The organism is Streptomyces cupreus, assembly GCF_014257025.1.
Taxonomy (GTDB): domain Bacteria; phylum Actinomycetota; class Actinomycetes; order Streptomycetales; family Streptomycetaceae; genus Streptomyces; species Streptomyces cupreus.
This window is the reverse complement of the sequence record NZ_JACMSF010000023.1, coordinates 92,630-119,536: the sequence shown is the minus strand read 5'-3', so window position 1 is coordinate 119,536 and position 26,907 is coordinate 92,630. Positions and strand designations below refer to the sequence as shown.

22 protein-coding genes are annotated in these 26,907 nt (G+C 69.2%); 14 read left to right on the top strand and 8 right to left on the bottom strand.

What is annotated here, in order from left to right; all coding sequences use genetic code 11:
• Positions 1-13: 13 nt before the first annotated feature.
• Together H4N64_RS22055 and H4N64_RS22050 are read right to left on the bottom strand one after the other, a co-directional pair.
• Positions 14-196 (bottom strand): hypothetical protein, encoded by a 183-nt coding sequence (locus tag H4N64_RS22055; protein ID WP_186284131.1) that lies wholly within the window; start codon positions 194-196, stop codon positions 14-16.
• Positions 193-846 (bottom strand): hypothetical protein, encoded by a 654-nt coding sequence (locus H4N64_RS22050; protein ID WP_260859856.1) that lies wholly within the window; start codon positions 844-846, stop codon positions 193-195. Before H4N64_RS22050 ends, H4N64_RS22055 begins: the two co-directional genes overlap by 4 nt.
• Before the next feature lie 244 nt (positions 847-1,090).
• Between H4N64_RS22050 and H4N64_RS22045 the strand changes: the two genes are divergently transcribed.
• From H4N64_RS22045 to H4N64_RS22035, 3 genes are all read left to right on the top strand, one after another.
• Positions 1,091-2,146, top strand: a complete 1,056-nt coding sequence (locus H4N64_RS22045) for a polyprenyl synthetase family protein (protein WP_336246754.1) — start codon at positions 1,091-1,093, stop codon at positions 2,144-2,146.
• A gap of 180 nt (positions 2,147-2,326) precedes the next feature.
• The gene (locus H4N64_RS22040; protein WP_186284139.1) at positions 2,327-3,097 is read left to right on the top strand and encodes an isoprenyl transferase; all 771 of its coding nucleotides are present in this window, start codon (positions 2,327-2,329) and stop codon (positions 3,095-3,097) included.
• A gap of 115 nt (positions 3,098-3,212) precedes the next feature.
• Positions 3,213-4,286 carry a methyltransferase gene (locus H4N64_RS22035; RefSeq protein ID WP_336246753.1) on the top strand — a complete coding sequence of 358 codons (1,074 nt, stop codon included), beginning with the start codon at positions 3,213-3,215 and terminating at the stop codon, positions 4,284-4,286.
• Positions 4,287-4,360: 74 nt separating this feature from the next.
• Here H4N64_RS22035 and H4N64_RS22030 read toward each other — a convergent pair whose 3' ends face one another.
• From H4N64_RS22030 to H4N64_RS22015, 5 genes are all read right to left on the bottom strand, one after another.
• A complete protein-coding gene (locus tag H4N64_RS22030) occupies positions 4,361-5,176 on the bottom strand; it encodes an AfsR/SARP family transcriptional regulator (protein ID WP_186284130.1) in 816 nt (271 codons plus the stop codon).
• A gap of 542 nt (positions 5,177-5,718) precedes the next feature.
• Positions 5,719-7,641 carry a BTAD domain-containing putative transcriptional regulator gene (locus tag H4N64_RS22025; RefSeq protein WP_260859861.1) on the bottom strand — a complete coding sequence of 641 codons (1,923 nt, stop codon included), beginning with the start codon at positions 7,639-7,641 and terminating at the stop codon, positions 5,719-5,721.
• Between the two features lie 184 nt (positions 7,642-7,825).
• Positions 7,826-8,629, bottom strand: a complete 804-nt coding sequence (locus H4N64_RS22020; RefSeq protein WP_186284128.1) for a LuxR family transcriptional regulator — start codon at positions 8,627-8,629, stop codon at positions 7,826-7,828.
• A 132-nt stretch (positions 8,630-8,761) separates the two neighbouring features.
• Positions 8,762-8,986 carry a tautomerase family protein gene (locus tag H4N64_RS45230; protein ID WP_260859855.1) on the bottom strand — a complete coding sequence of 75 codons (225 nt, stop codon included), beginning with the start codon at positions 8,984-8,986 and terminating at the stop codon, positions 8,762-8,764.
• Positions 8,974-12,813: a non-ribosomal peptide synthetase family protein gene (locus H4N64_RS22015; RefSeq protein ID WP_260859854.1), complete on the bottom strand. Its 3,840-nt coding sequence runs from the start codon at positions 12,811-12,813 to the stop codon at positions 8,974-8,976. The genes H4N64_RS45230 and H4N64_RS22015 overlap by 13 nt, the downstream gene beginning before the upstream one ends.
• Before the next feature lie 214 nt (positions 12,814-13,027).
• Between H4N64_RS22015 and H4N64_RS22010 the strand changes: the two genes are divergently transcribed.
• From H4N64_RS22010 to H4N64_RS21990, 5 genes are all read left to right on the top strand, one after another.
• Positions 13,028-13,987 (top strand): cysteine synthase, encoded by a 960-nt coding sequence (locus H4N64_RS22010; protein ID WP_186284127.1) that lies wholly within the window; start codon positions 13,028-13,030, stop codon positions 13,985-13,987.
• Positions 13,988-14,092: 105 nt separating this feature from the next.
• Positions 14,093-15,394 (top strand): ATP-grasp domain-containing protein, encoded by a 1,302-nt coding sequence (locus tag H4N64_RS22005; protein ID WP_186284126.1) that lies wholly within the window; start codon positions 14,093-14,095, stop codon positions 15,392-15,394.
• Positions 15,391-16,707, top strand: coding sequence for an ATP-grasp domain-containing protein (locus H4N64_RS22000; protein ID WP_186284125.1), 1,317 nt, complete (start codon positions 15,391-15,393; stop codon positions 16,705-16,707). Before H4N64_RS22005 ends, H4N64_RS22000 begins: the two co-directional genes overlap by 4 nt.
• On the top strand, positions 16,707-17,972 hold the full coding sequence (locus H4N64_RS21995) for an MFS transporter (protein WP_186284124.1): 1,266 nt from the start codon (positions 16,707-16,709) through the stop codon (positions 17,970-17,972). The genes H4N64_RS22000 and H4N64_RS21995 overlap by 1 nt, the downstream gene beginning before the upstream one ends.
• 5 nt (positions 17,973-17,977) lie before the next feature.
• Entirely contained in the window at positions 17,978-18,667 is a 690-nt protein-coding gene (locus H4N64_RS21990) for a TRM11 family SAM-dependent methyltransferase (RefSeq protein ID WP_186284123.1), read from the top strand.
• 3 nt (positions 18,668-18,670) lie between these two features.
• Here the strand turns inward: H4N64_RS21990 and sigJ are convergent, their stop codons facing one another.
• Positions 18,671-19,612: an RNA polymerase sigma factor SigJ gene (sigJ, locus tag H4N64_RS21985; protein ID WP_186284122.1), complete on the bottom strand. Its 942-nt coding sequence runs from the start codon at positions 19,610-19,612 to the stop codon at positions 18,671-18,673.
• Positions 19,613-19,768: 156 nt separating this feature from the next.
• On the opposite strand from sigJ, the gene wrbA reads away from it, so the two are divergent.
• From wrbA to H4N64_RS46400, 6 genes are all read left to right on the top strand, one after another.
• Positions 19,769-20,383, top strand: a complete 615-nt coding sequence (gene wrbA / locus H4N64_RS21980; protein WP_186284121.1) for an NAD(P)H:quinone oxidoreductase — start codon at positions 19,769-19,771, stop codon at positions 20,381-20,383.
• A 484-nt stretch (positions 20,384-20,867) separates the two neighbouring features.
• On the top strand, positions 20,868-22,175 hold the full coding sequence (locus H4N64_RS21975; protein WP_186284120.1) for a B12-binding domain-containing radical SAM protein: 1,308 nt from the start codon (positions 20,868-20,870) through the stop codon (positions 22,173-22,175).
• A complete protein-coding gene (locus H4N64_RS21970) occupies positions 22,172-23,698 on the top strand; it encodes a B12-binding domain-containing radical SAM protein (protein WP_186284119.1) in 1,527 nt (508 codons plus the stop codon). The genes H4N64_RS21975 and H4N64_RS21970 overlap by 4 nt, the downstream gene beginning before the upstream one ends.
• Positions 23,695-25,359: an AMP-binding protein gene (locus H4N64_RS21965; protein WP_186284118.1), complete on the top strand. Its 1,665-nt coding sequence runs from the start codon at positions 23,695-23,697 to the stop codon at positions 25,357-25,359. The genes H4N64_RS21970 and H4N64_RS21965 overlap by 4 nt, the downstream gene beginning before the upstream one ends.
• Positions 25,360-25,379: 20 nt before the next feature.
• Entirely contained in the window at positions 25,380-25,655 is a 276-nt protein-coding gene (locus H4N64_RS21960; RefSeq protein WP_186284117.1) for an acyl carrier protein, read from the top strand.
• A gap of 16 nt (positions 25,656-25,671) precedes the next feature.
• Positions 25,672-26,892 carry a beta-ketoacyl synthase N-terminal-like domain-containing protein gene (locus H4N64_RS46400; protein ID WP_186284116.1) on the top strand — a complete coding sequence of 407 codons (1,221 nt, stop codon included), beginning with the start codon at positions 25,672-25,674 and terminating at the stop codon, positions 26,890-26,892.
• Positions 26,893-26,907 lie beyond the last annotated feature (15 nt).

Sequence of the window (26,907 nt, the reverse complement as noted above, 5' to 3'; positions counted from 1 at the left end):
GGCCGGACAGGCCCTAGCCCCGTCGTCGCAGAGCGATCTCCGTGAGTTCGTCGATGTCGAACTCGGAGCGGCCCGGGGAGCCGTAGCGGGTGATCTTGCCGCGGCTCACCCACTTGCGGATCGTCGCTTCGGACACGCCCGCGGCGAGCGCGGCCACCTTGGTGGGCACCAGCCGGTGGCGGGGCGGTTTCCTCATGCGCCGACGGCCTTCCGCTGTCGCTCCATGAGCGGTCGCAGGGTGATCCACTCGTGCATTTCCCAGGTGTGTCCCGCAGAACACCGGATGGTCGTGCTGCCTCCGGGCGAGGTGGTGATCCTTCCGGCGCAGTCGGCCACCACGCACTCCCGGGTGAGCACATGGGGTTCACCGGGTTCCGGGTCGATCGTGCGCAGCAACTCCCGCCGCAGGCCGTCGATCTCGTCCGCGAAATCGGTCGCCGGTGGCTGTTCGGTGAGCCACTTGAGGTGACGCAGCAGAAAACGTGTCAGGTCCGGGACCGAGCGGGTGGGGGCGGCTCCGTCGAGCTCGTCGGTGACGAACCTGGCCCATGACTCCAGAATGGCGAGGATGTTGTGCCGTGCGTCGAGCGCGGACATGTTCAGTCGGTCCCTGCGCCGGCTGCCCGAGACCCGGGTGTGGTGCGGCTGCCGGGACGTGGGTAACACATGATGCAGGCTCTCCTGGTAGAGCCCGGGCAGCGCGCGCAGATCGCCTTCCAACTGTCGGATGCGCGAGGCACAGAGACCGGATTCGATCGCCTCGCCGGGTTCCTGAAGAGAATTTTTGGGGCAGGCGTGAGAATCCATTCGATTCCTTTCGGAGGCGGCTCGCCCGGCGACCGTCATCGATGAAGTGAAACTGCCCAAGTGGATTGCACAGCCGTGGGCGAGGCGATGGCTCGTGGGAAGAGCGGAAGGTCGCGGCAACAGATCTCGAATTCGGCCCCGGGCGCACTGGGAGATTTCCACGGGTCAGTTCAGGGTGTCAACGTTCTGTATTCGCGGTCGATCGGCGCTAAAGGGGAACTCCAGATTCACTCTGTCCGGCCCAGCTCACCAGCCCCTTCATCTGAACCCCGAGGAGATACCTGTGACTTCGGACGTCAGCACCGACACCGGCCGGGAGGCTGTCGGCCTGCGCACCGACCTGCTCCGTCGCGTCGAGGACAGACTGCGCTCCCTCCTCGCGGCCGAACGCGACCTGTGGAGTGGGGTGCACGAAGGGGCGGTCGTCCCCATCGACGCGCTGGCCGAGCTGATCGCGTCGGGCGGCAAGCGCATCCGGCCCGCCTTCTGCGTCACCGGTTATCTCGCCGCCGGCGGTGACCCGGACGATCCCGGGATCGTGTCGGCCGGGGCGGCCCTGGAGATGCTGCATCTGTCCGCCCTCGTCCACGACGACGTCCTGGACGACTCCGGCACGCGGCGCGGAGTGCCGACCGTCCACACCAAGTACACGCAGTTGCACGGCAGCCGCGGATGGCAGGGGGAGTCACGTCGGTACGGCGAGGGCGTGGCCCTGCTCGTCGGCGACCTGGCGCTCGTCTACTCCGGTGAGCTGATGGCCGAGGCGCCGAGGTCGGTGGTCCCGGAGTGGAACCGGCTGCGCTCCGAGGTGATGATCGGCCAGTACATGGACGTCCACGCGGCCGCGGAGTTCTCCGTCGACCCCCGCACCTCCCGACTGATCGCCAGGATCAAGTCCGGCCGGTACACCATCCACCGGCCCCTCGTCGTGGGCGCGAGCGCGGCGGGCCGGGGCGATCTCGCGCCCGCCTTCGAGGAGTACGGCGAGGCCGTGGGCGAGGCGTTTCAGCTCCGGGACGACCTGCTGGACGCCTTCGGTGACTCCGCGGACACCGGCAAGCCCACCGGCCTCGACTTCACCCAGCACAAGATGACACCGCTGCTCGGCTGGGCGATGCAACGCGACGAGCACATCCAGGCCCTGATCACCGAGCCGGGCCACACCCCCGACGAGGTGCGCCGCCGCCTCCTGGAAACCGGAGTTCCCGACGATGTCGAACGACACATCGGGGGCCTCGTCGAGCGGGGTTGCAAGGCCATCGCCGACGCCCCCGTCGACGAGGTCTGGCGCACGGAACTGGCCGACATGGCCAGGCGCGTCGCCTACCGCACATCCTGAGCCGCCCCCTCCTCAGACCACCAAGCGCCGCTGCCTACCCGGGCAGCGGCGCTTTTCTGCGTCGGGGGCACAAGGCGCCGCGCAGGCGCCCGATCAGCGCCGATGGCTGAAGCTCCGTGCCGGGCGATACGGTGGCCCCCACTAGCGGTTGGTGGGGACGAAGGGACATGGCACGTGGCCTTGAGGGCGCTTCGGTCGGCATTGGAAGCCCTGTACGTCAGACGTCTGGCGCGCAAGCTGGAAGGCAAGCCGCGTCCACGGCACGTCGCCATCATGCTGGACGGCAACCGCCGGTGGGCGCGCGGAGCCGGGCACGACGACGTCCGTGAGGGCTACCGCGTGGGCGGTGCGAAGGTCGGCGACTTCCTGCGCTGGTGCGACGCCGCCGACATCGAGCACGTCACGCTGTGGATGCTGTCCGACGACAATCTCCACCGGCCCCCGGCCGAGCTCGGGCCGCTGCTCGAAATCATCGAGGAGACCGTGGCGAGCATCTGCGCGGCCGACGAGGACTGGCGGATCGAGGTCATCGGCGCGCTGGACCTGCTGCCCGGGGAGACCGCGCGGTCCCTGAAGGGCGCCGTCGCGGGCACCACCGGCCGCAGCGGCCTCAAGGTCGACGTGGCGGTCGGCTACGGCGGCCGCCGCGAGATCATCGACGCGGTCAGGTCCGCCTTCGACAAGCACATCTCCGCCGGCGGCGATCCGCGCGAACTGGCCGAGAACTTCGACCTCCAGCACATCTCCGACAATCTCTACTCCCCGGCGGGCCCCGACACCGACTTCATCATCCGCACCTCGGGCGAGCAGCGGCTGTCCGGCTTCCTGCTCTGGCAGTCCGCCTACGCGGAGGTGCACTTCGTCGAGGTCCTGTGGCCGGCCTTCCGCGAGATAGACCTGCTGCGCGCACTGCGCTCGTACGCCGTCCGGGACCGGCGTTACGGCAGGTGAAACAGGGTACGGCCGCGCCACAGCACCGCTCTACCGGCGCTCCAGAATCGCTCCCGATACTCGGTAGCAGCACTGGAGGGGGCCTCGCCCCACAGGTCGATCCGAAGGGATTGCTGTGTCCAACCCTGAAGCGGTACTGGCCCGGATGCGCGAGTACATGGTGGGACCCACCCGGTTCATGACCCTGTACGCCTGCTTCGAACTCGGCATCGTCGACGCCCTGCGCAAGGAGGGCGGCCTGACCGCCGCGGAACTCGGCGCGGCCGTGGGTGCGAAGCCCGACGCCGTGGAGCAACTGCTGTATCTGCCGCTGAAGGAGGGCTTCGTCGCCCGGGACGAGGCCACCGGCGGCTACACCCTCGCCGCGCTCGCGGACGTCGCCGAGACGGACCTCCAGCGCGTCCTGACCTTCATGGGCATGATCAAGACGGGCATGCTGCGGCAGTTGTACTACCTGCCCGACAGCGTGTCGACCGGCAGTGTGGTCGGGCTCAAGGAGTTCTACGGCTTCGAGGGCACGATGTTCGAGGCGGCGGCCGTGGTCCCGGAGGTGCGCTCCGCGTGGGGGCCGCTGGCCCAGAACGAGACCGCCAGTGTCTATCCCTGGTTCTTCCGCAGCTTCGACGTCCCGGACGGGGCGCGGGTGCTCGATGTACGTGGCGGCAACGGGCTCGGAGCCATCATGACCTGCCGGTTGAAGGGATCCCCCGGTCTGCGGGTGACCACCTTCGAACAGCCCGCCCTGGAGGCCGAGTGCCTGCGGAACTTCGAGGCGCACGGGGTGGCCGAGCAGTGCTCGTTCGTGGGCGGTGACGTCCTTCAGTCGCTCCCGGGCGGGTTCGACGTGGTGCTGCTCAAGCACTTCGTGGACATGTACGACAAGGACGACGTCCTCACCATCCTCAAGAACGCCCACCAGGCGCTGGAGCCCGGTGGGCAGATCGTCGTCCTCGCGCCCGTGTATCCCGAGGACATCACGGACCCCGACGACCTCCAGGCCGACTTCTTCCCGGCCTACATCCTCGGTTGTGTGGTGGGCCGCGGCGGTCTCCAGAAGCTCTCCACGTACCGCGGTTGGCTGCAGGAGTGCGGGTTCGAGGTCACGAAGGTGACCGCCAAGGACCCCGCCGACATTCCGGCGGACGCCATCATCAACCGCGTGGTCATCTGCGCGACGAAGCGGGGCTGAGCGGTTCGAGGACGTTCCGCGGCCGGCGCTTGGGGCCCGGCCGCGGCGGCGTCGCCGTATCGCGTCCTCGGGCCTCAGGCCGTGTAGAGGTCGAACGTGGAGCTGCGTCGCGGTCCGGCGACGACGTCCAGTTGGGGGTCGACGACCAGCATCGCCTGGTGCAGCCGCTGCACCCGCGGTGACGGTTCCACGCCCAGTCCTTCGATCAGCCGGATGCGTAACCTGCGGTAGACCTCCAGGGCCGACGCCTGCCGACCCGAGCGGTACAGCGCCACCATGGCCTGCGAGTGCAGGCCCTCGTGTTGTGGGTAGCGGGCCGTCAACTCCGTGAGTTCCGGGATGAGTTCGGTGTGCCGGCCGAGCCGCAGATCGGCGTCGATGCGCCGCTCGACGGTGCCGAGGCGGCTCTCCTCCAGGCGCATGACCTCTATCTTGAGGACCGGACCCACCCGCACGTCGACCAGCGCCGGTCCCCGCCAGAGCATGAGTGCCTGCCGGAAACGGTCGGCCGCCACGGTGTCGCTGCCGGCTTCGAAGGCCGACCGGCCCTCCGCGACCATGCGTTCGTAGGCGTGCACGTCGACGCTGTCGGAGGGGATCGCCAGCACATAGCCGCCGTGCCGGGTGGCGAGCACCTCCTTGGCGGGCGTGTCGGGTCCCATGGCGCTGCCCAGGCGTCGACGCAGCTGAAGGATGTACGTCTGTAAGGTCGCCAGCGCGCTCTGTGGTGGCTTGGTTCCCCAGAGTTCCTCCATGAGCGTGGAGACGGGCACCACGCGTCCCGGGTACAGGGCGAGCAGGGACAGCATCTGCCGTGGTTTGCCGGCCGTGGGGACGATCGACCTCCCGTTGACCTCGGCGCACAACGTGCCCAGGACCTGAATCTTCATATTCTCCCCCGTACGTGGTCGAGTGCTTCTCAGCGGTTCGTTCCGTGCCGCGCGGACGGTGGCCGGAAGTGCGCCGAACCCCGCTGCTCGGCCGGAACGCGAGGCTCCTTCGACCCCGGCCCGGTGGGATGCCGACGCACGGGCGCGTGCGTCGTGGGGGAGGGCAACCCCGGGCAGGGGAGTGGTCGCTCGGCAACGGTCGACGGGGCATCGCCCACGATGTGTCTGTGTCTTGGCCTGATCATTCCGGTGGTTACGCCGACCAGTGTTGTCCATGCGGCTTGGGCTGGACTGTTGACCGGCTTGGCGCTGACTTGGCGTCGGCCGTGCGCGGACGGGTGCGCGGGACCGACTCATGACCGTTCGGACGAGCAGCGCGTGCGGCCGACGAGGCACTTTCCCGATGATCCGTCGTTTCGGCGCGCAAGCGGGCGCATCTCGGGCCCGCGCGGGCCGCGCGCAGCCGCCAAGCCGGCCTCAAGCCGTGGTGGATTCGCGCTCAAGCTCCCCGGACCACACGCGAAGGGCGGAGGCAGGCCGAATCATGTCGACTTTCGCGGCTGTACGGCCGCGGCACGGATCCGGCGCAGGACATGGGCCCGGCGCAGGCGCCCGATGCGCTGGTAGAGCACCTCGGCGGTCAGGGCGTGGGTGAAGGAGTACCAGCCCAGTCGTTGGGGGTCCTCGTGGATCAGACCCGCCGCCACGATGGAGTCGACGGCCCTCAGCGCCTCCTCGATCTCGATCGAGGAGGCCTCGGCGACGACGTCCACGGCGAAGCCGCGGCCGGCGACGGAGGCGACGGACAGCAACTCGACGGCGGTTGCGCCCAGTTGTGCGATGCGGCCCAGTACCACCTCGCGGACGGGCGCCGGCACCGATGCGGTGCGGCCCCGGCCCTCTTCGCTGTCGATGACCTTGATCAGTTCGCGCAGGTAGAACGGATTGCCCCCGGTGCGCTGCCGCAGTTCCTCGGCGTTGGCCCCGCTCACCTCTCGATGGAGCATCGCGTTCGCCAAGGCCCGGGTCTCGAAGGCGGTCAAGCCGCTGAGCTCCACCTGCGTCATTTCCGCGCGGGCCAGCGCGGCCGATGTCCCGGCCATGGTCGCCGCCTCGTCGGAACGGTAGGCCACCGCCACCAGCAGGCGGCTCGTCCGCACCGACTCGGCCAGGTGAGCGAGCAGTCGCAATGAGGCCGGGTCCGCCTGGTGCAGGTGGTCGAGCACGATCACCAGCGGTCGGGCATGGGAGGCGCGGGTCAGGTAGTGCACGATCGCCTCGAACTGCCGCAGGGTGGCCGCGTCCGCGTCGGCGCCGTCCAGTGGATGCCGAGTTGCCCCGTTGAGCACCTCGGCCACGGGGCCCGGAACCGGGCGTCGCGGAAGATGTGTGCCCGCCGTGCCCAGCACCTGCTGCCAGGGCCACAAGGGTGGAGTGGGGACATGTCCGGGGCAGGCGCCCCACAACACCGGTGCAGTGGTGCCGAGTTCGGCGAAGCGTCGTAGCAACGTGGTCTTGCCGATGCCCTGTTCACCGGACACCGTCAGCACCTGCCCCCGCCCACGCGCCGCTTCGGCCGACACCGCGGCCAGGTGCCGGAGTGCTCTCTCGCGGCCGACGAAGATCTCCTCGTCCGTCTCCGGCACAGGCCGCGGCGGGGCGGGCAAGTGGACCTGTGGTGCGACCGCGGGCCTGCGCGGCGCTGCGGTGGCGGGGGCTGTCGGCGGCGGACGCCAGTCCAGTGCCGGGGCGTGGCTGAGGATCTCGCGTTCGAGGTGTTGCAGAGCCGGCCGGGGGTCGATGCCCAGTTCGTCGCCGAGCCGTCGCTGGTTGGTCCGCAGTACCGCCAGGGCGTCGGCCTGCCGTCCGGCCCGGTACAGCGCCAGGCTGAGGAGCTCGCAGCCGTATTCGCGCAGGGGATGGGCCTGCATGAAGGCCTCCAGCTCGGCGACCGCGACTCCGTGGGCCCCCACGGCCAGCAGGGCGGCACAGCGCCCTTCCACGGCGGACAACCGTAACTCCCCGAGTCGCGCGACCTCCGCCGCCACATGGACGGAATGGGACACCTCCGTATACGCCTCGCCCCGCCACAACGCCAACGCGGCCTCGAACTCGCTCAACGCCTCGTGCGGGTCACCCCGGTTCCAGGCCTGCCAGCCCGCCTTGGCGCGCCGCTCGAAGAGATGGACGTCCACATCGACGACATGGCCGTCCAGCAGATAGCCGCGGTCGTTGGTGTGCAGCACCCGCGTCGGGGTGCGCGGCGCGCGGTCCGGTTCCAGTGCCCTGCGGAGATTGGCGACGTAGGACTGCAACGAGGTCATGGCCGAAGGCGGCGGACTGTCTGCCCACAGAGCTTCCAGCATCACGTCCACCGGCACCGGCTGGCCGACTCTGCTGACGAGTAACGCGACCAACTTGCGCTGTTTGGGCGCCCCGAGGTCCACAGGCCGGCCGGCGACCATCGCTTCCAAGGGGCCCAGAGCTCGGAATTCAGCCAAGGGGGGTGCAATGCCAGGCATTTTGGTCGGTTGTGCTTCGGTCCATCGGATTAATTCCGACGGGGCGTCGAATGATGTCGCAAATAATTCCACGTCGGCCATGTCAAGCTTGAGTATGTTTATCGAATAGATCGATGTCAAGGCCGGGTTACGAAGTGGTGGTGGGCGTACACCCATTTCCGGAGCCGATAATCTCGCCGTGTGCCATCCGGTACCCGAGTTGAAAGCGGTGCTGGGCGCCGTACTGCTCGCGCAGGGACGCGATGTGTCCTTGCACGGACCGCAGGCTCATGCCGAGGCGGCGCGCGATCGCCTTGTCGGAACGGCCCTCCACCAGCAGCGCCTTGATGGCCCGACGCACATCGGGTACGACCTCGCGAGCCGCGTCGGCCGCCCGCACCGGACGGAACGGGAACCGCTCGGCCCGTACCCAGGCCTTCTCGAACACCCCCCTGAGAAACGCGATGACGGCGCCGTCCCGGATCAGCGCGGCGCTGTGGGAGTGTTCGCCGCCGGGGATGAAGGCGACTTCGCCGTCGATGAGGATCAACCGGTCGAAGAACTCCGGGAGCGTGCGCACCTCCACGTCGCCCTGTGCCATGACCTGCTGCACGTATTTCTTCGTGGGCTCGCAGAACCGGGCACTGTGCTGGAAGAGCGTCCGCAGTGCGACTCCGCGTGCCAGCGGGTCGCGGACCGCCGCATGGAGCCGGTCCAGCGCGGCTTCGGGGCCCGGTTCGTCCGGCTGGGCCGTGAGGATCTCGCGCTTCGCCCGCCGCAGCGCGTCGCCGATCGTGTCCTGGACCGTCTCCGGTTGGTCGATGTACCGGATGCGACCGGGGGCCTCGGCGCCCTCCACCAGCAGTAGGTGGCCCGCGGTCTCGGTGGCGTACCGTTCGAGGCTGCTGAGCGTGTCGGCGATCCGCAGCAGGGATTCCAGCGGTGACGTCATCCTTTCCCCCGTTTCTCGAAACCCCGGCAGTTGCCGTCCCACCAGATCCTTGGTGAACGCCCCCGTAGGCGCAACCGAGAACCCCGTCACCCCAGTGATCCTGGCCCGAAACTCTAGAACCCGGGCCGCGGCTCAGTAGCCTGGCTCCTTCGCCAACTTCTCGCGGTGCGCGGCGATCTCGGGCTGGTAGACCCGGGCGTCCCAGTCCTCCGGCGGCACCGGAACCAGGGCGATGGACACCACGCGCTCCTCGACCCCGAACGCCTCCTGCACGGCGGCCGTCACCTGCTCCACCAGGCGGAACCGCTGCTCGGCGGTGAGGGACTTCGGGAAGTGCTGAATGGTCACGTGGGGCATCTAGGGGTCCTTGTCCGTGGGGTTGCCGCTTGTGGTGTGGCGCGCTGGAGTGCCCTGACCAGCTCACCGACGCCGGGCTCGCGCAGCGCCCCGTAGTGGTCGGCCTCCAGCTGGACGACCGTGGGCGGGGCCGCCGTACGGCTCGATGAGCCTTCGATGAAGGAGGGTTCGTCGTCGCGGGCCCGGAACACCGTGACGGGTGCCGAGACTTGGCGTTCGGCGGGGTCCTGGGTGAAGCCGTACGTACGGCGGACCACTGCGACCACGCGGCGGATCAACCCGGGGTCCAGTTGCGGAAACCGTCGCTCGACGAATCGCGCGAAGCTCTCCGCGTCCACGGACTCGCGCCGGCACTCCTCGACGTCCGGGCCGTGGACCGTGCCGGCGAAGACGGAGAAGAGGATGGCAGTGAAGACGGGGTCGGCGAAGTCGGCCACCGGCGAGGGCCGCGAGGCGCGGGAGACCCGCGGCGATCCCGGTGCCAGCAGGCAGAGTTGCTCCACGCGCTCGCCCGACTGCTCCAGTTGCCACGCCGCCTCGAAGGCGACCCGTGCGCCGAAGGAGTAGCCCCACAGCGTGTAGGGGCCCTCGGGCTGGACGCGCCGCAGTGCCGCGACATCGACGGCGGCCATCTCCTCGATGGTCGGCAACGGCGTCTCGCCCTCGTTGACGCCGTGCGACTGGATGCCGTGGACCGGCCGCCCTCCGGGGGCGCGGGCCGCGAGCAGCCGCAGGTTCATCGTGACGCCGCCGAGCCCCGGCCAGCAGAACACCGGCGGCCCGCTGCCCTCGGACCGCAGCGGGGTGATGCGGGAGGCGGCGACCGAGGCCCCGGCGCTGACCGCCTCGGCCAGCTTCGCGACCGTGGTCGCCTCGAACAGCACCTGTAGCGGAAGGGCGCTGCCGAAAGCGTCGTTGATCCGCCTGACCAGGGCGACCGCGATGAGCGAGTTCCCGCCGAGCTCGAAGAAATCGTCGTGCACGGAGACGAAGTCCCGCTTCAGGGCCGTCTTCCACAGGTCGCCAAGGCGTGCCTCGACCCGGTTGCGCGGCTCCACCACCGGACGGGCACGGGCCACTACTTGATCGACGTACCCTTCGAGGGCCCTGGTGTCGAGCTTGCCGTTGGGGGTGTGCGGCAGTTTGGGCAGGACCAGGATCCGGCTGGGGAGCATGTACTCGGGCAGGGACGCGACCAGATCGTCCCTGATCAGCTCCTCAGGACCCTTCATATGCACCTGGTCCTCGTACATGCCCTCGTGGCGCAGCTGCTCCTCGCTGACTGTGCCGCCGACGCAGAAGTACGAAGGCCCTGTGGGTTGTTGGGCCTCCCGCAGGATCGCCGTCATGCGTCGAGCGGCGGGCAGGTCGTCTCCGGTGCGCGAGCTGTAACCCGCGGGCATGAAGCCCAGGCCTGCGGAGTTCATCATCAGGCGTTGCAGCTCGCGGCCCAGGTCCAGATAGCTCAGCCGCTCCCTGCCCTGCTCGGCGGCGCGACTGACGAGTGTGATGGCGAACTGGGAACGGTCGTAGGGCGCCTGGTTGATGGCGATCACATGCCGCTTGAGGACCAACTCGCTGCTGATCCGGTGCAGTTGACCGTCCCGGTACCGATACTGGCCGCTCGGCAGTCCGGCCTCGCTGCCCGGGTGGAACTGCACATAGATGTCGACGGAGCGCTGCGCGGGCCCCGGCGACCACGGCACCAGCTCGTAGGAGCCCAGGTAGTGGTCGTCCTCCGCGCAGCCCAGGAGCCGGGTCAGGCCGGTGTCGTACGCCGTCTCGGCGAGAGCGAGGCCATGGGCGGGGAGGACTTGGTCGAACAGGCCGGCCATATGCCCGGCCTCCATCTCCAGGACCTCCTGGATGTTCTTCTTGTACACCGGCTCGATCGCCGATCTACGGCCGATGAAGTGCATCCGGTGGCGGGCGTCAGCTGCCTCGACACGGCGGATCAGCACCAGCTCATGCTGGACCGGGTGGTAGTAGTAGTGGCCCGGCGCCACACCCTCGATCCCGGTCAGCTCCAGATACAGCTGTGCCGCGTACAGGGATCCGGGAGAGGCGTACGCGTACTTCGGCAGCAGCCGGTCCTCGCTGAGATGCTGACCGAAGTTGCGGAGTATCGCACCGAGTTCAGGCAGGGTCAGCTCTTCTGGGCGGCGCGACCCTGCTCCCTCTGTGCGCCGCCCGATCGCCGACAGTACGGCGGAGGCGTCCAGCGGGCCGCCCTCGTAGAAGCGGTAGGTCTTGCGGGCGAAGGCCCGGAGCCGTGCCTCGGAGGTGGCGGTGGCGCCGGGCAGGCGTAAGGAGCGGCGCCCGTGCAGATCGTCCCGCACACCCGGGTTGGACAGCTGGGTCTTGACCTGGAGCTTGGACGACTTGGACACATGGTGTTCGCCGAACTCGCCCTGGTCCATCAACGCCGCCTCACGGGGGCTGAGCTCGATGCACGCCACCAGGTGCCGGGCTTCGGTGAGCGGATCGGTGCGCAGGAGGACGGCCGCGTTCCGCACCCAGTCGTGCGCCTCGATGGCCAGACGTATCTCGTCCGGCTCGATGCGGAAGCCGCGCAGCTTGACCTGGTTGTCGACGCGGCCCGCGAACTGGGCGGTGCCGTCGGGGTTCCAGTGGGCCAGATCGCCGGTGCGGTACAGCCTTTCGTGACCGTCGGTCGTCCTGAAGCGTTCCGCGGTGAGCTCCGGCCGGTGCAGATACCCGCGTGCCAACTGCACGCCACTGATGTGCAGTTCGCCCGTCTCGCCCGGCGCCACGGGACGGCCCTCGGCGTCCAGGATGTGATAGCGCAGACCGGTCACGGGCCTGCCGATCGGTAGGGTCTCGGGGCCCTCGTCGAGGGTAGTGGGGTCGACGATGTGGGCCGAGGTGTTGATGGTGCACTCGGTCGGGCCGTAGAGATTGACCAGCGTGGTGTCCGGCAGGACCCGGGTGAGTCTCCTCGCGAGCGCCCGGGACAGTGCCTCGCCGCCGCTGAAGAGGTGGGTGAGCCACGTACAGCGGTCGAGTTCGTCGGTGTCGACGAGGGCCTGAAGGAGCGTCGGCACACACTGCAGGGTCGTCACCGCATGGCGGGTGACGGCCTCGACGATGCGCAGCGGATCCCGGTGGATGCCGCCCGACCCGACCACGACCCGGCTTCCGCAGGCGGCGGCCAGGATCTCCCACTGTGCGGCGTCGAAACTGATCGGAGTCTTCTGGAGCACGGTCTTGTCGCCGTCGAGCGCGAAGGTGTCGGCCAGCCAGCGCATCTGGTGTGCGAGGGAGCGGTGCTCGATCGCCACGCCCTTGGGTTTCCCCGTGCTGCCCGAGGTGTAAATGATGTATGCCAGGTCCGCGGGGCACGGGCCGTCGGGCAGCTCGGCCGGATCCGCGCCGGAGCGGCGCTTCCTGAACTCCACGACGTCTTCGAGGGTGATGACGACGGCGTCGGCGGCGAGGAACTGCGCCAGTCGGCTCCGCAGGACGTCCTGGGTGAGCACGACGTCCATGCGGGCATCCCGCGCGATATGGCGAATGCGTTCCTCGGGATAGTCGGGAGAGAGCGGAAGGTAGGCCCCGCCGGACCGGAGCACGCCCCAGGCACCGATCACCAGATCCAGTGAGGGCTCGACGAAGAGTCCCACGCTGTCCTCCGCGCCGACGCCGAGATGGTGCAGATATCGCGCCACGTCATCGGCCTGGTCGGCCAGTTCGCGGAACGTGAGCGACTCGCCCTCATGGACCACGGCGATATCGCCGGGTCGGGCACGGGCCTGAGCGTTCAGCAGTTCAGGCAGGCATGGCCCGGCGGCGTCCTGACTCTTCATCAACGTACCCCCGTACTCGGACAGTTCTTCGACCTCCGGCAAGAACGTACGTATTTGCGCCAGGACCGGTGCCGCGAGCGACCCCCGCAGTCGATGCAGTGCGGCAACCCGAACCATGGGCCGCGTGGTCACGCGGACGCGGAGCGGCGGATTCTGGGCGAGCATGTGCTCGCCGAAGCGCGCAGGTGTGACCAGAGCCGACCCGGAGGGGCCCGTGACCGAACTGTCAACCGGCAGCGTCGTCAGCTCACTTGAGGAACTCGTGGGCAACACCCCGATGCTCCGGCTGAGACTCGCCGGGCTGCCCGAGGACGCGCATGTGCTGGCCAAGCTGGAGGCGGCGAATCCGCTGTCCAGCATCAAGGACCGGGCCGCCCTGTTCATGCTGCGCGCCGCCGAGGAGGCGGGAACCCTACGGCCCGGTGGGACGATCATCGAGTCCACCTCCGGCAACACCGGGATCGCCCTGGCCGCGCTGGCCGCCGCCCGCGGCTACGGCTGCCGGATCGTGCTCCCCGACAACGCCTCCCAGGAGCGCCTGCTGACCCTGCGCATGCTGGGCGCTGAGATCGAACTCACCGACCACACCCTCGGCTTCGCCGGCTGCGTGGAGCGCGCCGAGGAACTGCACGCCGAGACCCCCGGCTCCTGGTATGCGGCTCAGCACGTGAACGCCGACAACGTCCGGGCCCACTACGAGACGACGGGCCCGGAGATCTGGCGGGACAGCGGCGGCCGTATCGACTATCTGGTGTGCGGGGTCGGCACCGGCGGCACCCTGACCGGTGTCGCCCGCTGTCTGCGGGAGCACAACCCGCGGCTGAAGGTCGTGGCTGTCGAGCCCGCGGGCTCGCCCCTGCTGTCCGGCGGCGAGCCGGGACCGCACCGCATCCCCGGTCTGAACGGCGGATTCACCAGCCCGGTCACGGATGTCACCCTCATCGACGAGGTGATCGCGGTCGAGGACGAGGACGCCGCGGCCACAACCCGCGCCATCGCCTCGACCACCGGACTGCTGGTCGGCGTCTCCTCGGGAGCCGTCGCGTACGGCTGCCTGGAACTCGCACGCCGACACGACCTCTCCGGCGCCACGGTCATCACCGTCTTCCCGGACACCGGAGAGCGCTACCTCAGCTGGTGGCCCGAGGCTCAGGACGTGTCCGAGGCGTCGTGATCGGTGCGCGGCGACAGGGCACCTCACACTTCGCCGCGCTGTCTCGTCGAACTGACAGGCGCACCGATGCCCAGCCCGCACACAGGAACGGAGCACAACCGACCCATGACTCCCGAGCGTTGCCTGCTCCTCGTCGGCGCCACGGACGAAACAGTCGCCAAAGCCAAGGAGTTGGGCCTCGACGTCCTGCTGTTGCAGCACCCCACCAAGGTCAACACCGACCAACAGCGCCTCGCCGACCATGTGGAGGTCGTCGACTACACCCGCTGGGACCTGGTGGAGCCGATCGCCGAGCGGCTCCGGGACACGCCCGGCTTCGCCGCCGCCGTCTCGATCACCGAACCGGGCCTGGAGAACGCGGCCCGGATCAACGACCTGTTCGCCCTCGGCGGCACCGGCCACGAGGTGACCCGGCGCCTGCGCGACAAGGCCGTCATGCGCGAGCATCTCGCCGGGCTCGACCCCGACGACGTGCACGCCCGGCCCCTGCGCGAGCGCGCGGACCTGGACGCCTTCGGGGAGCGCCACGGCTACCCCTTCATCGTCAAGCCGACCGACGCCACCGCGAGTATCGGCGTCCACCGCCTCGACGGGCCCGCCGACGCCGACCGGGTCTGGGCCGAGGTGCGGCGGCTGGCGGGCACCAGGACGGACCGGGTCTCCACGCTGCTGCTGCTCCAGGACTTCCTGATGGAGGAGTACCTCGACGGCCCCGAGTACAGCGTGGAGTCCTTCAGTTCCGCCGGACGCCATGTGGTCATCGCCGTCACCGAGAAGTTCACCGACCCGGCGCACTTCGCCGAGCTGGGGCACGCGGTCCCGGCCCGCCTCGGCGCGGCGGTCGAGGAGCGGGTACGCGGGGCCGTCATCGCCTTCCTGGACCGGATCGGCATCAAGGACGGCGTCTGCCACACCGAGATCCGCATCGACGCCCATGGCCCCCGAGTCATCGAGAGCCACAACCGGATCGCCGGCGACGCCATTACTGACCTGGTGCACAGCGTCTACGGCATCGACACCGTCAAGCTCGCCCTGGGCGCGCCCTTCGGCCTCGCCGACGAACTGCCCGACCGGCCCGAGGCGCACGGCGGAGCCGCCGTTCGGTCGGTGGTGGGGCGGCCCGGCGACATCGTGGAGTCCGTGGACGGCGTGGCCGAGGCCGAGGCCCTCGACGAGGTGCTCGCGGTGCGTATCAGCGCCAAGCCGGGGGAGACGGTACGGCCCCTGCGGGACAACTGGGACCGCCTCGGCCTGGTCGCCGCCACCGGAGAGGACACCACCGCGGCGATCCGGCGCGGCGCCGAACTCATCGGCACCGTCGTGAAGGTACGGCTCAAGGACCCCGACGGCCGGCCCGGCCTGGCCGAAGCGGCCCCGGTGAGCGACCGGACGGTGATGTCGGCATGAGCGTCCTCGTCCTGCACCGCAACCCCTTCGCCGCCTTCCCCTACCGCCGGTGGCTGGACGGTGACGCCCCCGGACTCCACGACCGCACGCCGTACCCCGGCGACCTCGTCGTACTCGCCGCCCGGGACAAGATCGAGTCGGCCGGCGAGCAGCTCCCCGGCGACTCCGACCACGACTTCACCCACCTCGAACTCTTCGACACCCTCGATGACGAAGCCGTGCCCGCCCGCGCGCTCGCCCTCGCCGAGAAGCACCGCATCACCCATGTCATCGCCCACCACGAGGCGGACATCGCCCTGGCCGCCCGACTGCGCGAGCGCCTCGGCCTCGACGGGGCCTGGAGCGCGGACATCACGCCGTTCCGCGACAAGGCCCTGATGAAGAAGCTGGCTCGGCAGGGCGGCATCGCGGTCGCCCCGCACACCGTTTCGGGCAGTGCCCAGGAGGCCCGCGACTTCGCCGACCGGCACGGATTCCCCGTGGTGCTCAAGCAACGCGAGGGCTACAACTCCATCGGCCTGCGCATCATCGCCGACCGGGACGAGCTGGAAGCACGGCTCGCGGAGGCCTACCAGGACGGCCGGCGCGAGGACCTGCTGATCGAGGCGTACGTCCCCGGGCGGATGTGCCATGTCGACGGGCTGGTGGTGGACGGCCGTACGGTGGCCGCCTGGCCCTCCCAATACCAGTACGACCTGGCCTCGTTCGGCATCGACCCCGGTCCGCGCGTCGACCTCACCCTGGACGTGGACGACCCGCTCACCCCCCGGCTGCTCACGCTGATCGAACAGACCCTGGCGGCGCTGAAGCCCAAGGGTTCCCGGCTGCGCACCCACGCCTTCCACGCCGAGGTCTTCCACACGCCCGACGACCGTCTGGTGCTGTGCGAAATCGCGTGCCGGTCCGGCGGCGCCAAGATCCGGGAGGTCTTCGAGATCCTCTTCGGGATCCAGCTCGCCGTACAGGTGACCCGTGCGGAGGCGGGGCTCTCGCTGCCCGTGGTCGAGGGTGCCGTGGACGAGCGGGGCCTGTTGCGGCCGCGCTGTATGTCGGGGCAGGTGCTCACGATGAAGCGGCCCGGACTCGTGCGCTCGCTGCCCGCCGTCCCGGGCCAGGAGTGGGTGAAGGGCTTCTGGCTCTTCGCCGAGGAAGGACAGGTCATCGCCCCCGCCTCGGGCTCCGCCGACTTCCTCACCGCGACGGTGGGTTCGGCCCCGACCCGGGCCGAGTGCGAGCGCAGACTCCGCGCCCTCGGCGCCCGGATCATCGCGGAGACGAAGATCGTGCCTCTCGCCGGGAACGGGGAGGTGTGATGCGGCAGCAACTGTCGTCCGTCCGCTTCAAGTACATGGCGGGCATGGTCGTCGACGCGACCGGCAGCGGCATGTATCTGCCGCTGTCGCTGCTGTACTTCCACCACGTCACCGGTCTGCCGCTCACCGAGGTCGGCGCCATCGTGACGGCCGCCTCGGTGATCGGCCTGATCAGCAACCCGGTCGCCGGAGTGCTCATCGACCGGTTCAGCGCCCGTGCCGTGCTGGTGGGCGGATACGTGCTGCGCGCCTCGGCATTCTGTATCTATCCCTTTGTCGACAACAGCATGGCCATGTTCGCGGTCGTGCTGCCGGTCGCCCTCGGCGACACCTCCTATCCGCCGGCCATCCAGTCCTTCGTGGCGGAAATCGTGCAGGGCGCCGAGCGGGACAAGCTGCTCGCCCTGCAACGCAGTCTGCGCAACGCCGGAATGGGCGTGGGCGGCCTCCTCGCGGGCGCGGCCCTCGCGCTCGACGACTCCGGGTTCTACGTCGTCGTACTCGGCGCGGCCGCCGGCTATCTGGTCGCGGCCGGACTGCTCAGCACGATCCGCCCGGGAGCCTCGGCACCGCCGGTGGGCGGCCGGGTCTCTCGCAAGGGCGGCTACCGGATGGTGGCGCGCAACCGTCCCTTCCTGGGCCTGACGTTGCTGAACATCCCGACGGCCTTCGCCTACATGGTGCTGTCCGTGGCCCTGCCGGTGTACCTCACCCGTGAACTCGGCGCGCCCGTCTCGCTGGTGGGCATCATGTACGCGGTCAACACGGTCGGTATCGCGGTGCTTCAGATCCCGGTCACCCGGCTCCTGGTCAAGTACCGCAGAACGCGTGCGGTGGCGCTGGGCGCGGGCGTCTTCGCACTGTCCTTCGTCGCCTTCGCGGTGCTCGGCGGACTGTCGACCGGAGCGGCACTGATCGCCGGGGTGTTCGCGGCGACGGCCATGTTCACCGCGGGCGAGCTGCTGCACGGCGCCACGGCCTCCGCGCTGGTCGCCCAGGCCGCGCCGGAGGAGACCCGCGGCCGTCACCTCGCCGTCTACCAACTGTCCTGGGCGGTACCCATCGCGCTCGCGCCCACTGTGCTCACGGCCCTGCTCTCGCTGTCGGCCACCGGCATGTGGCTCCTCCTCGCGGCGGGCGTGGCCGGCTCCGCGCTGGGCGTGCTGCGCCTCGAACCCAGGCTGCCACCGGCCGCGGTCCATCCGGTGCCGCCCGAGGCCGCACCGGCCGTCTCCGAAACCAGCCCCACCGGAAAGGTTGCGTGACCCCCATGGGGATATCGAGTTGGCGTGTGCTCGGCGGAGAGGACCCGGAGTTCGCCCGGGAGGAGGTCGCCGGGCAGAGCGGTCTCGTCAGCCAACTGCGCCCGCTGATCGCCGAGTTGACCAAACCCGGCGACCTGGTCTTCGATCCCTTCGCCGGATGGGGCACCACTCTGGTGGCCTGCGCTGCCGAGGGACGGCTCGGGGTCGGCATCGAGATCAACCCGGCCCGCGTCGAGGAGGCACGGCAACGCGTCGGCCGCTACCCGGAACAGCGCATGCTCTTGGGCGACGCCCGCAAGCCCCCGCTCGAACCCGACAGCGTGGACCTGGTCCTCTGCGACCTTCCGTACTTCGGCACCGACCTCGACCTCGAAGCCCCCGACCCCGGCCAGATGTACGCACTGCGTGACTACGACGCCTACCTGACGGCACTCGACGAGGCCTTCTCCGCCGTCGCAGGGGTGATGCGGCCGGGAGCCTACGCCGTCATCGCCGTCCAGAACCGGCGGATCGCGGACCGGTTCGTCCCGCTGGCCTGGGATGCCGCACGCGTGCTCGGCCGCCATCTGACCCTCGGGGACGAGCGGGTCCACCTGTACGACTGGCCGGTCAAGGACGACGACGACCCGATGCGCACGAACCGCTCGCACGAGTATCTGCTGATGGCCCAGAAGTGCGGCGGCCCGGCTCGGTGAGCGTCAACTGTCCCGCCAGAGCCGGAGCTTGTCAGGATTGAGCACCGACCAGATCTGCTTGATCCGGTCGCCCGCGACATCGAACGCCAGCACCGACACCGGCACGCCGTCCACCTGGGCGACCAGACCGGGCTGACCGTTGACCGTGCTCTCCACGAGCATCAGATCCGGCACCACGTCCATCCGCCCGGCGAAGAATCGCGCGATCTCCTCGGCGCCCTCGATCGGCCGCAGCACGGCCTGCACCAGACCGCCGCCGTCGCCGGTCGCCGTGGCGTCGGGGGCGAGCAGCCCGATCAGGGCGTCGATGTCCTTGGCCTCCCATGCCGCCTTGAAGGCCCGCACGGTGTCGGCGCGCCGGGCCGCCGGAGCCGCCGAGGACTGCGAGGCGCGGATACGACGGCGGGCCGAGGAGGCCAACTGCCGGCACGCCGGCTCCGTACGGCCGACGATCGCGGCCACTTCGGCGAAGGTGTAGCGGAAGACGTCGTGCAGGATGAACGCGACGCGTTCGGCCGGGGTCATCAACTCCAGTACGACGAGAAAGGCCATGTTGATCGACTCGTCGAGGGTGACCCGGTCGGCCGGGTCGACTGCCGTGCCGCCGCCCCACCGCCCGCTGATCCAGTCGGTGTCCGCGGGCAGCGGCTCCGGCACCCACTCACCCACATAGCGCTCCCGCCTGGCCCGGGCCGAGCCGAGCAGATCGAGACAGATGCGGCTGGCTACGGTGGTCAGCCAGCCCCCGGGCGACTCGATCGCCTCCCGCTCCCGCTCGGACATGGCGTACCAGCGCGTGTACGTCTCCTGTACGACGTCCTCGGCCTCGGTCAGCGAGCCGAGCAGCCGGTACGTGAGATTGATCAGCTGGCGCCGCTCGCTCATGATCGCGCTCAGGCCCGGATCATCGGGCCGGCTGTGCTCGTACCCGGATGCGTTGGTCATGGTGTCGCCGACTCCCTCGGTCGCTTTGCCCCCGTTCAGTCCGACGAGTCACGGCGTCGAACTGTGAGGTGAGCGGTCGGCCTCACATTTCGCAGGGCTGCGTCGTCGTAACTGATGAACGGAAAACACTAGCCAGGTGACCAAGGAAGGCAACCGATGTCGGAATCCGTGAATGTCTCGATCATCTACTACAGCTCCACGGGCAACGTACACGCCCTGGCTCAGGCGGCGGTCGAGGGTGCGGAGAAGGCCGGGGCGCAGGTGCGACTGCGCAAGGTCGCGGAGACGACTCCGCAGGAGGTGATCAACCTCAGGCAGGAGTGGGTCCAGCACCTCCAGGACACCGCCGATGTCGCCGAGGCCAGCCACGACGACCTGGAGTGGGCCGACGTGGTCCTCTTCGGCACCCCCACCCGCTTCGGCAACCCGGCCAGCCAGCTCAGGGCGTTCATGGAGACGACCGGGCCCCTGTGGTTCCAGGGCAAGCTCGCGGGGAAGGTGTACTCGGCCTTCACCGCATCCAACACCGCCCACGGCGGCCAGGAATCCACCCTCCTCGCCCTGGGCAACACCTTCTACCACTGGGGCGGCATCATCGTGCCCCCCGGCTACACCGACCCGATCCAGTTCCAGTCGGGCAACCCCTACGGCACCTCCCACGTGGCGGGTGACGGCGCGCCCGGCGACGTCCAGTTGCAGGCGGCCCGCCACCAGGCCCGCCGTACCGTGGAGGTCGCGGCGGCGCTGAAGGCGGGGCGGGCGGCGGCCTGAACCTGGGCTGCGTCGTATGCGGCGGGCAGGCCCCTGGAGCCTGCCCGCCTCTGAGCCTTTACCCGCCGACGCGTTCGCGCCTGCGCCGACGATCTCGTACGCGAGATAACAGGCCACGCACCCCAGTTGACCGAGGCAATTGAGGCGCCCGATCCGGCCATTGGACCGGGCGTTGAATCCGACCCGGCACTCACCAGGCGATCTCCGGTCCCGGGCGTCCACGGACGCCTGGATTCCGCCGACCACCTGCTCCTTCCCGGCGCGCCGCCGTGATCGGAATTCGTGCTGCGGGCCTCGCCCGGTGCGAGCGGCGACGCCGGTGGCCGGATGGCGCGAATTTGGTGGCGCCCATGGTAGGAGCGCCGCTTCCGGGTTGACGCCCCAGTTGACGTGAACTTAGGGTCAAAAACTCGGAGCACTCCCGAAATCGAAGCCTTTACGGTGCTATTGCGCGCAGCGATATTTTCGAAGCGAAGGGGACGCGATGAAGAAAGTGCTCCTGGCGACGGCTCCGAAAGAAGCGCTGGTCGAGCCCGACGGCGTCGGCGGAAACTGGTACGACCGCACCGATACATATATGGCCTGGACCTGTGCGGTCGACCTGGACGACCGGTTATCCGTCACCTGTCCGCCGACAGGGCTCCGTTTCATCAAACACAATGTGCCGGACGTCGAGATTCTTGAATACCCGACCTGGCAGGAATACCTCGACGCGCTGCACGCCGAGGACTGGGACATGGTCGGCCTCAGCTTCTACACCTGGTCCACGCCGGTCGCGGTCGAGATGGCCAAGTGTGCCCGGGAGGCCGGGGTGCAGGAGATCTGGGCCGGGAACTACGGGGTGCTCTCGCCCGGCATCGAACGGTACTTCACCCGGCTGGTGAAGGGCGCCGGCGAGGCCCCGATCCACCAGTACGTCTACGACAAGCCGCTGCCGCGGGTGCGGCACCCCGCCATGCTGGGGGAGAGCGGCTTCCGCGGAATGAGTTCCCCCGTCGGATATCTGTACTCCAAGCGCGGCTGCAACATCGGCTGCACCTTTTGCTCCACCCCGATCTTCAATCCCAAAGAAGAAGCCATCTTCATGGAGGACACGTACGCGGCGCTCGACGCGTACCGGGATGCCAAGGTCGCTCACGTCATCATCTACGACGAGAGTTTCTTCCTCACCAACCAACTGGCCGAACAGGTCGTGGATGCCCTCGCCGAGCGCGAACTGCCCTGGATCTGTCTCACCCGCGCCGACCTCATCCGGGGACGCATCCCCGAACTCACCGACCGCTACATGGACGGCGCCATCGTCGGCATCGAGTCCTACCGGGACAAGAACGTCGCCGACGTGAAGAAGCGCGACGACGTCTACAACGTACGGCAGACCGTGCGCGAGCTCATCGACAACGGCCGTCGGGCCCTTGGCACCTTCATGGTGGGATTCGCCGAGGACACCATCGAGGACATGCAGTACGACATCGAGCAGCTCAGCCAAGAGGGGCTGTTCGCCTGCCAGTTGACACTGCTCACCCCCTTCCACGGCACCCGGCTCTACCGTCAGATGGAGCACCTGATCGACGAGCCGGACCTCAGCAAGCACGATCTGTACAACCTGGTGTGGAAGCACCCGAACATGAACCGCACGGAAGCACGCGAGCTGCTCGCCTGGGCGCAGCGCCGGGTCAACGACCCGGACCGGATCGCCTCCCGGCTGAAGCAGGAGATGAAGACGAAGGTCCGTGAGGAACTCGCGCGCCGGCATGCCGAGCGGCAGGTCAGCCCCTCGGGATCGCCGTCATGAGGGAACTGAACATCCTCTGCGTCCAACTCGGCTTCCACGAGGCCTATCCCGACGCCTCCACCCTGGCGACGACCTACAACGACGGCATCTACTACGTCGCGTCCTTCGTCCAGCAGGAGTTCCCGGACGCACGCGTCGAGATGTGCCAGATGTTCTGGGGGGAGAGGCCCGAGGACTTCCCACTCGCCGACTACGACTACATCCTCATCTCGGCGCTCGCCACCCACTTCTGGTCCAACATCGACGCACTGGAGCTGATCAAGCGGCACAAGCGCTCCGAATGCGTGGTCATCATGGGCGGGCCGCACGCCGCGTTCGCGCCCTACGAGGCCCTGCGCTACGCCGACTACGCGGTGATCGCCGAAGGAGAGATCCCGACCGTCCAGCTGATCAAGTCACTGGAGGCCGGCGAACCGGTCACCGGGGTCGACAACCTCGCCTACATCGGCGCGGAGGGCCAGTTGGTCCTCAGCCAGGTGGCCAGGTACGGCAACATCGCCAACGCCATCAACCCCAGGTTCCTGGCCCGAGCGCCCAAACTGCACTGGGCCACGGTCTCCATGTCCCGCGGCTGCCCCTTCGACTGCTCGTTCTGCTACGCGATCCGCCTGCTCGGCCGGAAGTTCCGCACCAAGACCGCGGAGGACGTCCGCAGCGAACTGGACGCCATCTACGAGCAGACCGGCTGCAACCGCTTCTACGTCACGGACCTCAACTTCACGACCCGCAAGAACTACTGCCGGGAGATAGCCGAGACCTTCCGGGACCGGAACTACAAGTTCATCGCCATGAGCCGGGTCAACCACGCCGACGACATGGACCTCGTCCTCGACCTCAAGCGCTCCGGGTTCGAGGAGTACTGCCTGGGCGTGGAGTCGGAGGACCCGGGCGTCCTCAAGGCGTTCAACAAGCGCGTCGACCCCTCGGAACAGACCCGCCGACTCCTGCGCTTCGCCGAGAACGACATCGCCATCCACTCGGCCATCATCTTCGGCCTCGACGTCCAGGACCGTCAGGCGATCGAGGCCACCGCCCAGTGGTGCGCCGAGGCCCGCATCATGCACCCGGTCTTCGTATGCCTGGCCGAATACCCCTTCCAGGACCTGCTGTACGGGGCCCGGCAGGACGTCGAGGACCACCGGATCATCATGGAGGTGCCGACCTACCAGCACTACTCCTTCGTCGGGATCTTCCCCCGCCAGATGCGCCCGAGCGAACTCCAGCGGGGCATCCTCGACAGCTACGACATCTTCTTCAAACGGGCCTTCGAGATCGAGCAACGCCCGCAACGGCGGGCGCGCTTGAAGTCCTACGCCCGCAGTGTCGACCGCGGGCGGGCCGGCATGGAGCAGCACATCCGCTTCCTGGAGGGCCTGGAGAAGCCGTACTACACCTCGTCCGGGACGCTGAAAGAGGATCGCTTGAAAGCCGACTTCGACTCACGCCACGGGGAGCTCCGCGACTGGCTGGCGAAGTCGTCCAAGCGCACCGACGTCGAGTTCGTGAAGCGATACGCGCGATGACAGAGACCGTCGTCCACACCCTGCTCGACAGCGCCCGGCGCACCCCTGACCGGCTCGCCTTCCGGGTGATCGAGAGAACCGAGGAGGAGTTCGCCCTGAGTTGCGCCGACGTGGCCCGCCTGCTCGGCGAGACCGCGGCCGGACTGAGCGCAGAAGGCCTGGACGAGGGCGACCGCATCATCCTCGTCCTGCCCACCTCCCGCGACTTCCTGGCCGTGTACCTCGGCTGCCTCCACGCCGGGGTCGTCCCGATCGTCACCGCGGAGCCGACGGGCGGCAGCAGCGAGCGCTACACGGAGAACCTGCGCAGACTCGCCGACCACGCGGGGGCCCGCCGGATCATCGCACCCGCGGACCTCGCACCGGCCCTCCCGATCCCGGTCACCACACCGGACGACCTACGCGGCGCGGCCCCCCGGCTCGACGCCCCGCGGGCCAGGCTGGAAGCACTGGCCCACCTCCAGGCCACCTCCGGCTCGACCGGCGTCCCCAAGCTCGCCATGGTCCGGCACGGCAACATCGTCGCCAACGTCCGCGCGATCGCCGAGGCGATCCGGGCCAGACCGGACGATTCACTGGTGAGCTGGCTCCCCTTGTTCCACGACATGGGCCTCATCGGGATCTCCTACGCCCTCCAGGCCCGTATCCCGATGGTCCTCGCGGACCCCGTCAACTTCCTGCGCAACCCCATGTCATGGCTGCGGTGGATCAGCCGCTACGGCGGAACCCTGTCGCCCGCGCCCAGCTCCGCGTTCCACATCTGCGCGCGGGTCGCGCGGCGCCGCCCGCAGAGCGATCTCGACCTGTCGAGCTGGCGGGTCGCCCTGTGCGGTGCGGAACCGGTGCACGAGAGCACCATGCGCGAGTTCCAGGACACGTTCGGCCCGTTCGGGCTGCCCGAGACGACACTGCTGCCCGTGTACGGGCTGGCGGAGTCGACGCTCGCGGTGACCATCTCCGACGTGGACCGGCCCTACGCGGTGGACCGGGTGGACGCCGAGGCGGTCGCGGCGAAGGGCCATGCCGAGCCCCGCCCGGCCGACGACCCGCGCAGCGTCGCCATGATGTGCGTCGGCCCGGAGCTGCCCGGGCACCGCCTGCGGATCGTCGACGAGGACGGCGAACCAGTGCCCGAGCGGGCGATCGGCGAGATCGAGGTGGCCGGACCCAGTGTGATCGACGGCTATCTGCCGGGACCGGAGCAGGAGACTAACGACGCGTTCAGGACGCCGGACGGCTATCTCCGTACCGGAGACCTCGGTTACCGGCTCGACGGCGAGGTCTATGTCACCGGCCGCCGAAAGGACATCGTGATCATCGCCGGCCGTAACTACGTCCCGGACCAGCTGGAGCGGTTCGTGGAAGCCGTCACCGAGTCCCCGCGCACCCCGGCCGTCGTGGCCGTCGGCGTCCCCGACCCGAGTCTGCCCACCGAACAGCTCCACCTGCTGCTCGACGAGCGGCTCGCCGAGGAGGGCGACCGAGGGGCCGTCACCGACCGGGTGACCCGCGCCCTCGCCGAGGCGTTCGGGATCGTGGGTGTCAGCTTTCACTGGATCGCCCGGTCGAAGCTGCCGCGCACCACCAGCGGCAAGATCCAGCGCCATCTGTGCCGAAAGATGATCGAGGAACAGCTCACCGCGCCCAGCGGATACGTATGACGATGGGGGAGGCCCACACGATGCACGACGAGAAGCAGGACCTGGAGCTGTTCGACAAACTCGTCGCCCACATCGGCGAGTTCGTCGAGAGGGATGTCTCCCATCTGACGCCGCAGTCGCACGTCAACAACTCCGTCGAGGGCATGAGCTCGCTCAAGATGATCGAGCTGCTGCTCTATCTGGAGGACTGCTTCGGCGTCGACTTCGAGGAGTCCGCCATGGACAACCTGGAGACGATGCAGGACCTGGAGGACTACATCAGGCAGACCCTGGACGCCTCCCGGCAGCAGGCGTGACCGACTCGGTGACGACGTGCAGCGCAGCGTAGTGGTCACGGGGATGGGGGTCGTCTGCTCGCTCGGCGCGGACGCCGACGAACTGTGGAAGGGACTGATCGCCGGACGCTCCGGAATCGGCCCCGTGACCCGCTTCGACCCGGACCGGTTCCGCTCCCGCCATGCCGCCGAGATCGACGACACCCGGGTGGTCTTCGAGCCGGGCCCGCTCCGGTTCGAGATCAGGCGGATGAGCGGGTTCGTGCGCTACGCGCTGTTCGCCGCCGACCGTGCGCTGAAGGACAGCGGCATCGCGGAACCGCGTGCCGGCGGGGTCTACCTCGGTGTCGCCATGGGCGGGCTGCCCAGCATCGAGGCGGGCGTCCTCAAACAGGAACAGGAGGGGACGCGGAAGACCAGTCCCTTTCTGATCCCCTCGCTGATTCCCAACATGGCGGCGAGCATGATCGCGCTGCGGCACGGCATCGAGGGCGAGCAGGTGACGGTCGCCGGGGCCTGCGCGAGCGGCTGTCAGGCGCTGGGGCAGGCCATGCGCGCCATCCGCTCGGGCGCCCGCACCTGGGCCGTCGCGGGCGGGGCCGAGGCGGTGACGACTCCGATCACCTACTCGGGATTCGAGGCGATGAGGGCCCTCAGCCGCCACGAGGACCCGGAACTGACACCCCGTCCGTTCGACGAGCAGCGGGACGGCATGGTCGTGGGCGAGGCGGCAGCCGTGTTCGTGCTGGAGGAGCGGGGCCACGCCGAAGCCCGGGGCGCCGTGATCCACGGCGAGCTGACCGGCTTCGCTTCGAACAGCGGCGGCCAGGGCATCACGGGCCTGTCGAGCCGCCACATCACGCGGTGCATGGCGGACGCGCTCACCGACGCCGCGCTGACGCCGGACGCGATCGACTGTGTGTTCGCGCAGGCCTCCGGCATGGTCCAGGGCGACGCGGCCGAGCTGGAGGCCGTACAGGCCGCGACCGCCGACGCCCGCCGCAAGCCGGTCGTCACCTCGATCAAGGGGCACACGGGATACGCGTTCGCCGCGAACGGTCCGATGAATCTCGCCGTGTCGCTGATGGCGCTGCGCCATCAGACCGTGCCGCCCACCGTGAAACTGGACCGGACCGAGCTGTCGTTCGCCGACGTCGACATCGCCCGCGAGCCACGCGGGACAGGGATCCGACGTTGTCTGATCAACGCGTTCGGATTCGGTGGGATCAATGCCAGCCTGGTGGTGTCCCGCCCCTAGCCGCGCCACCGCACT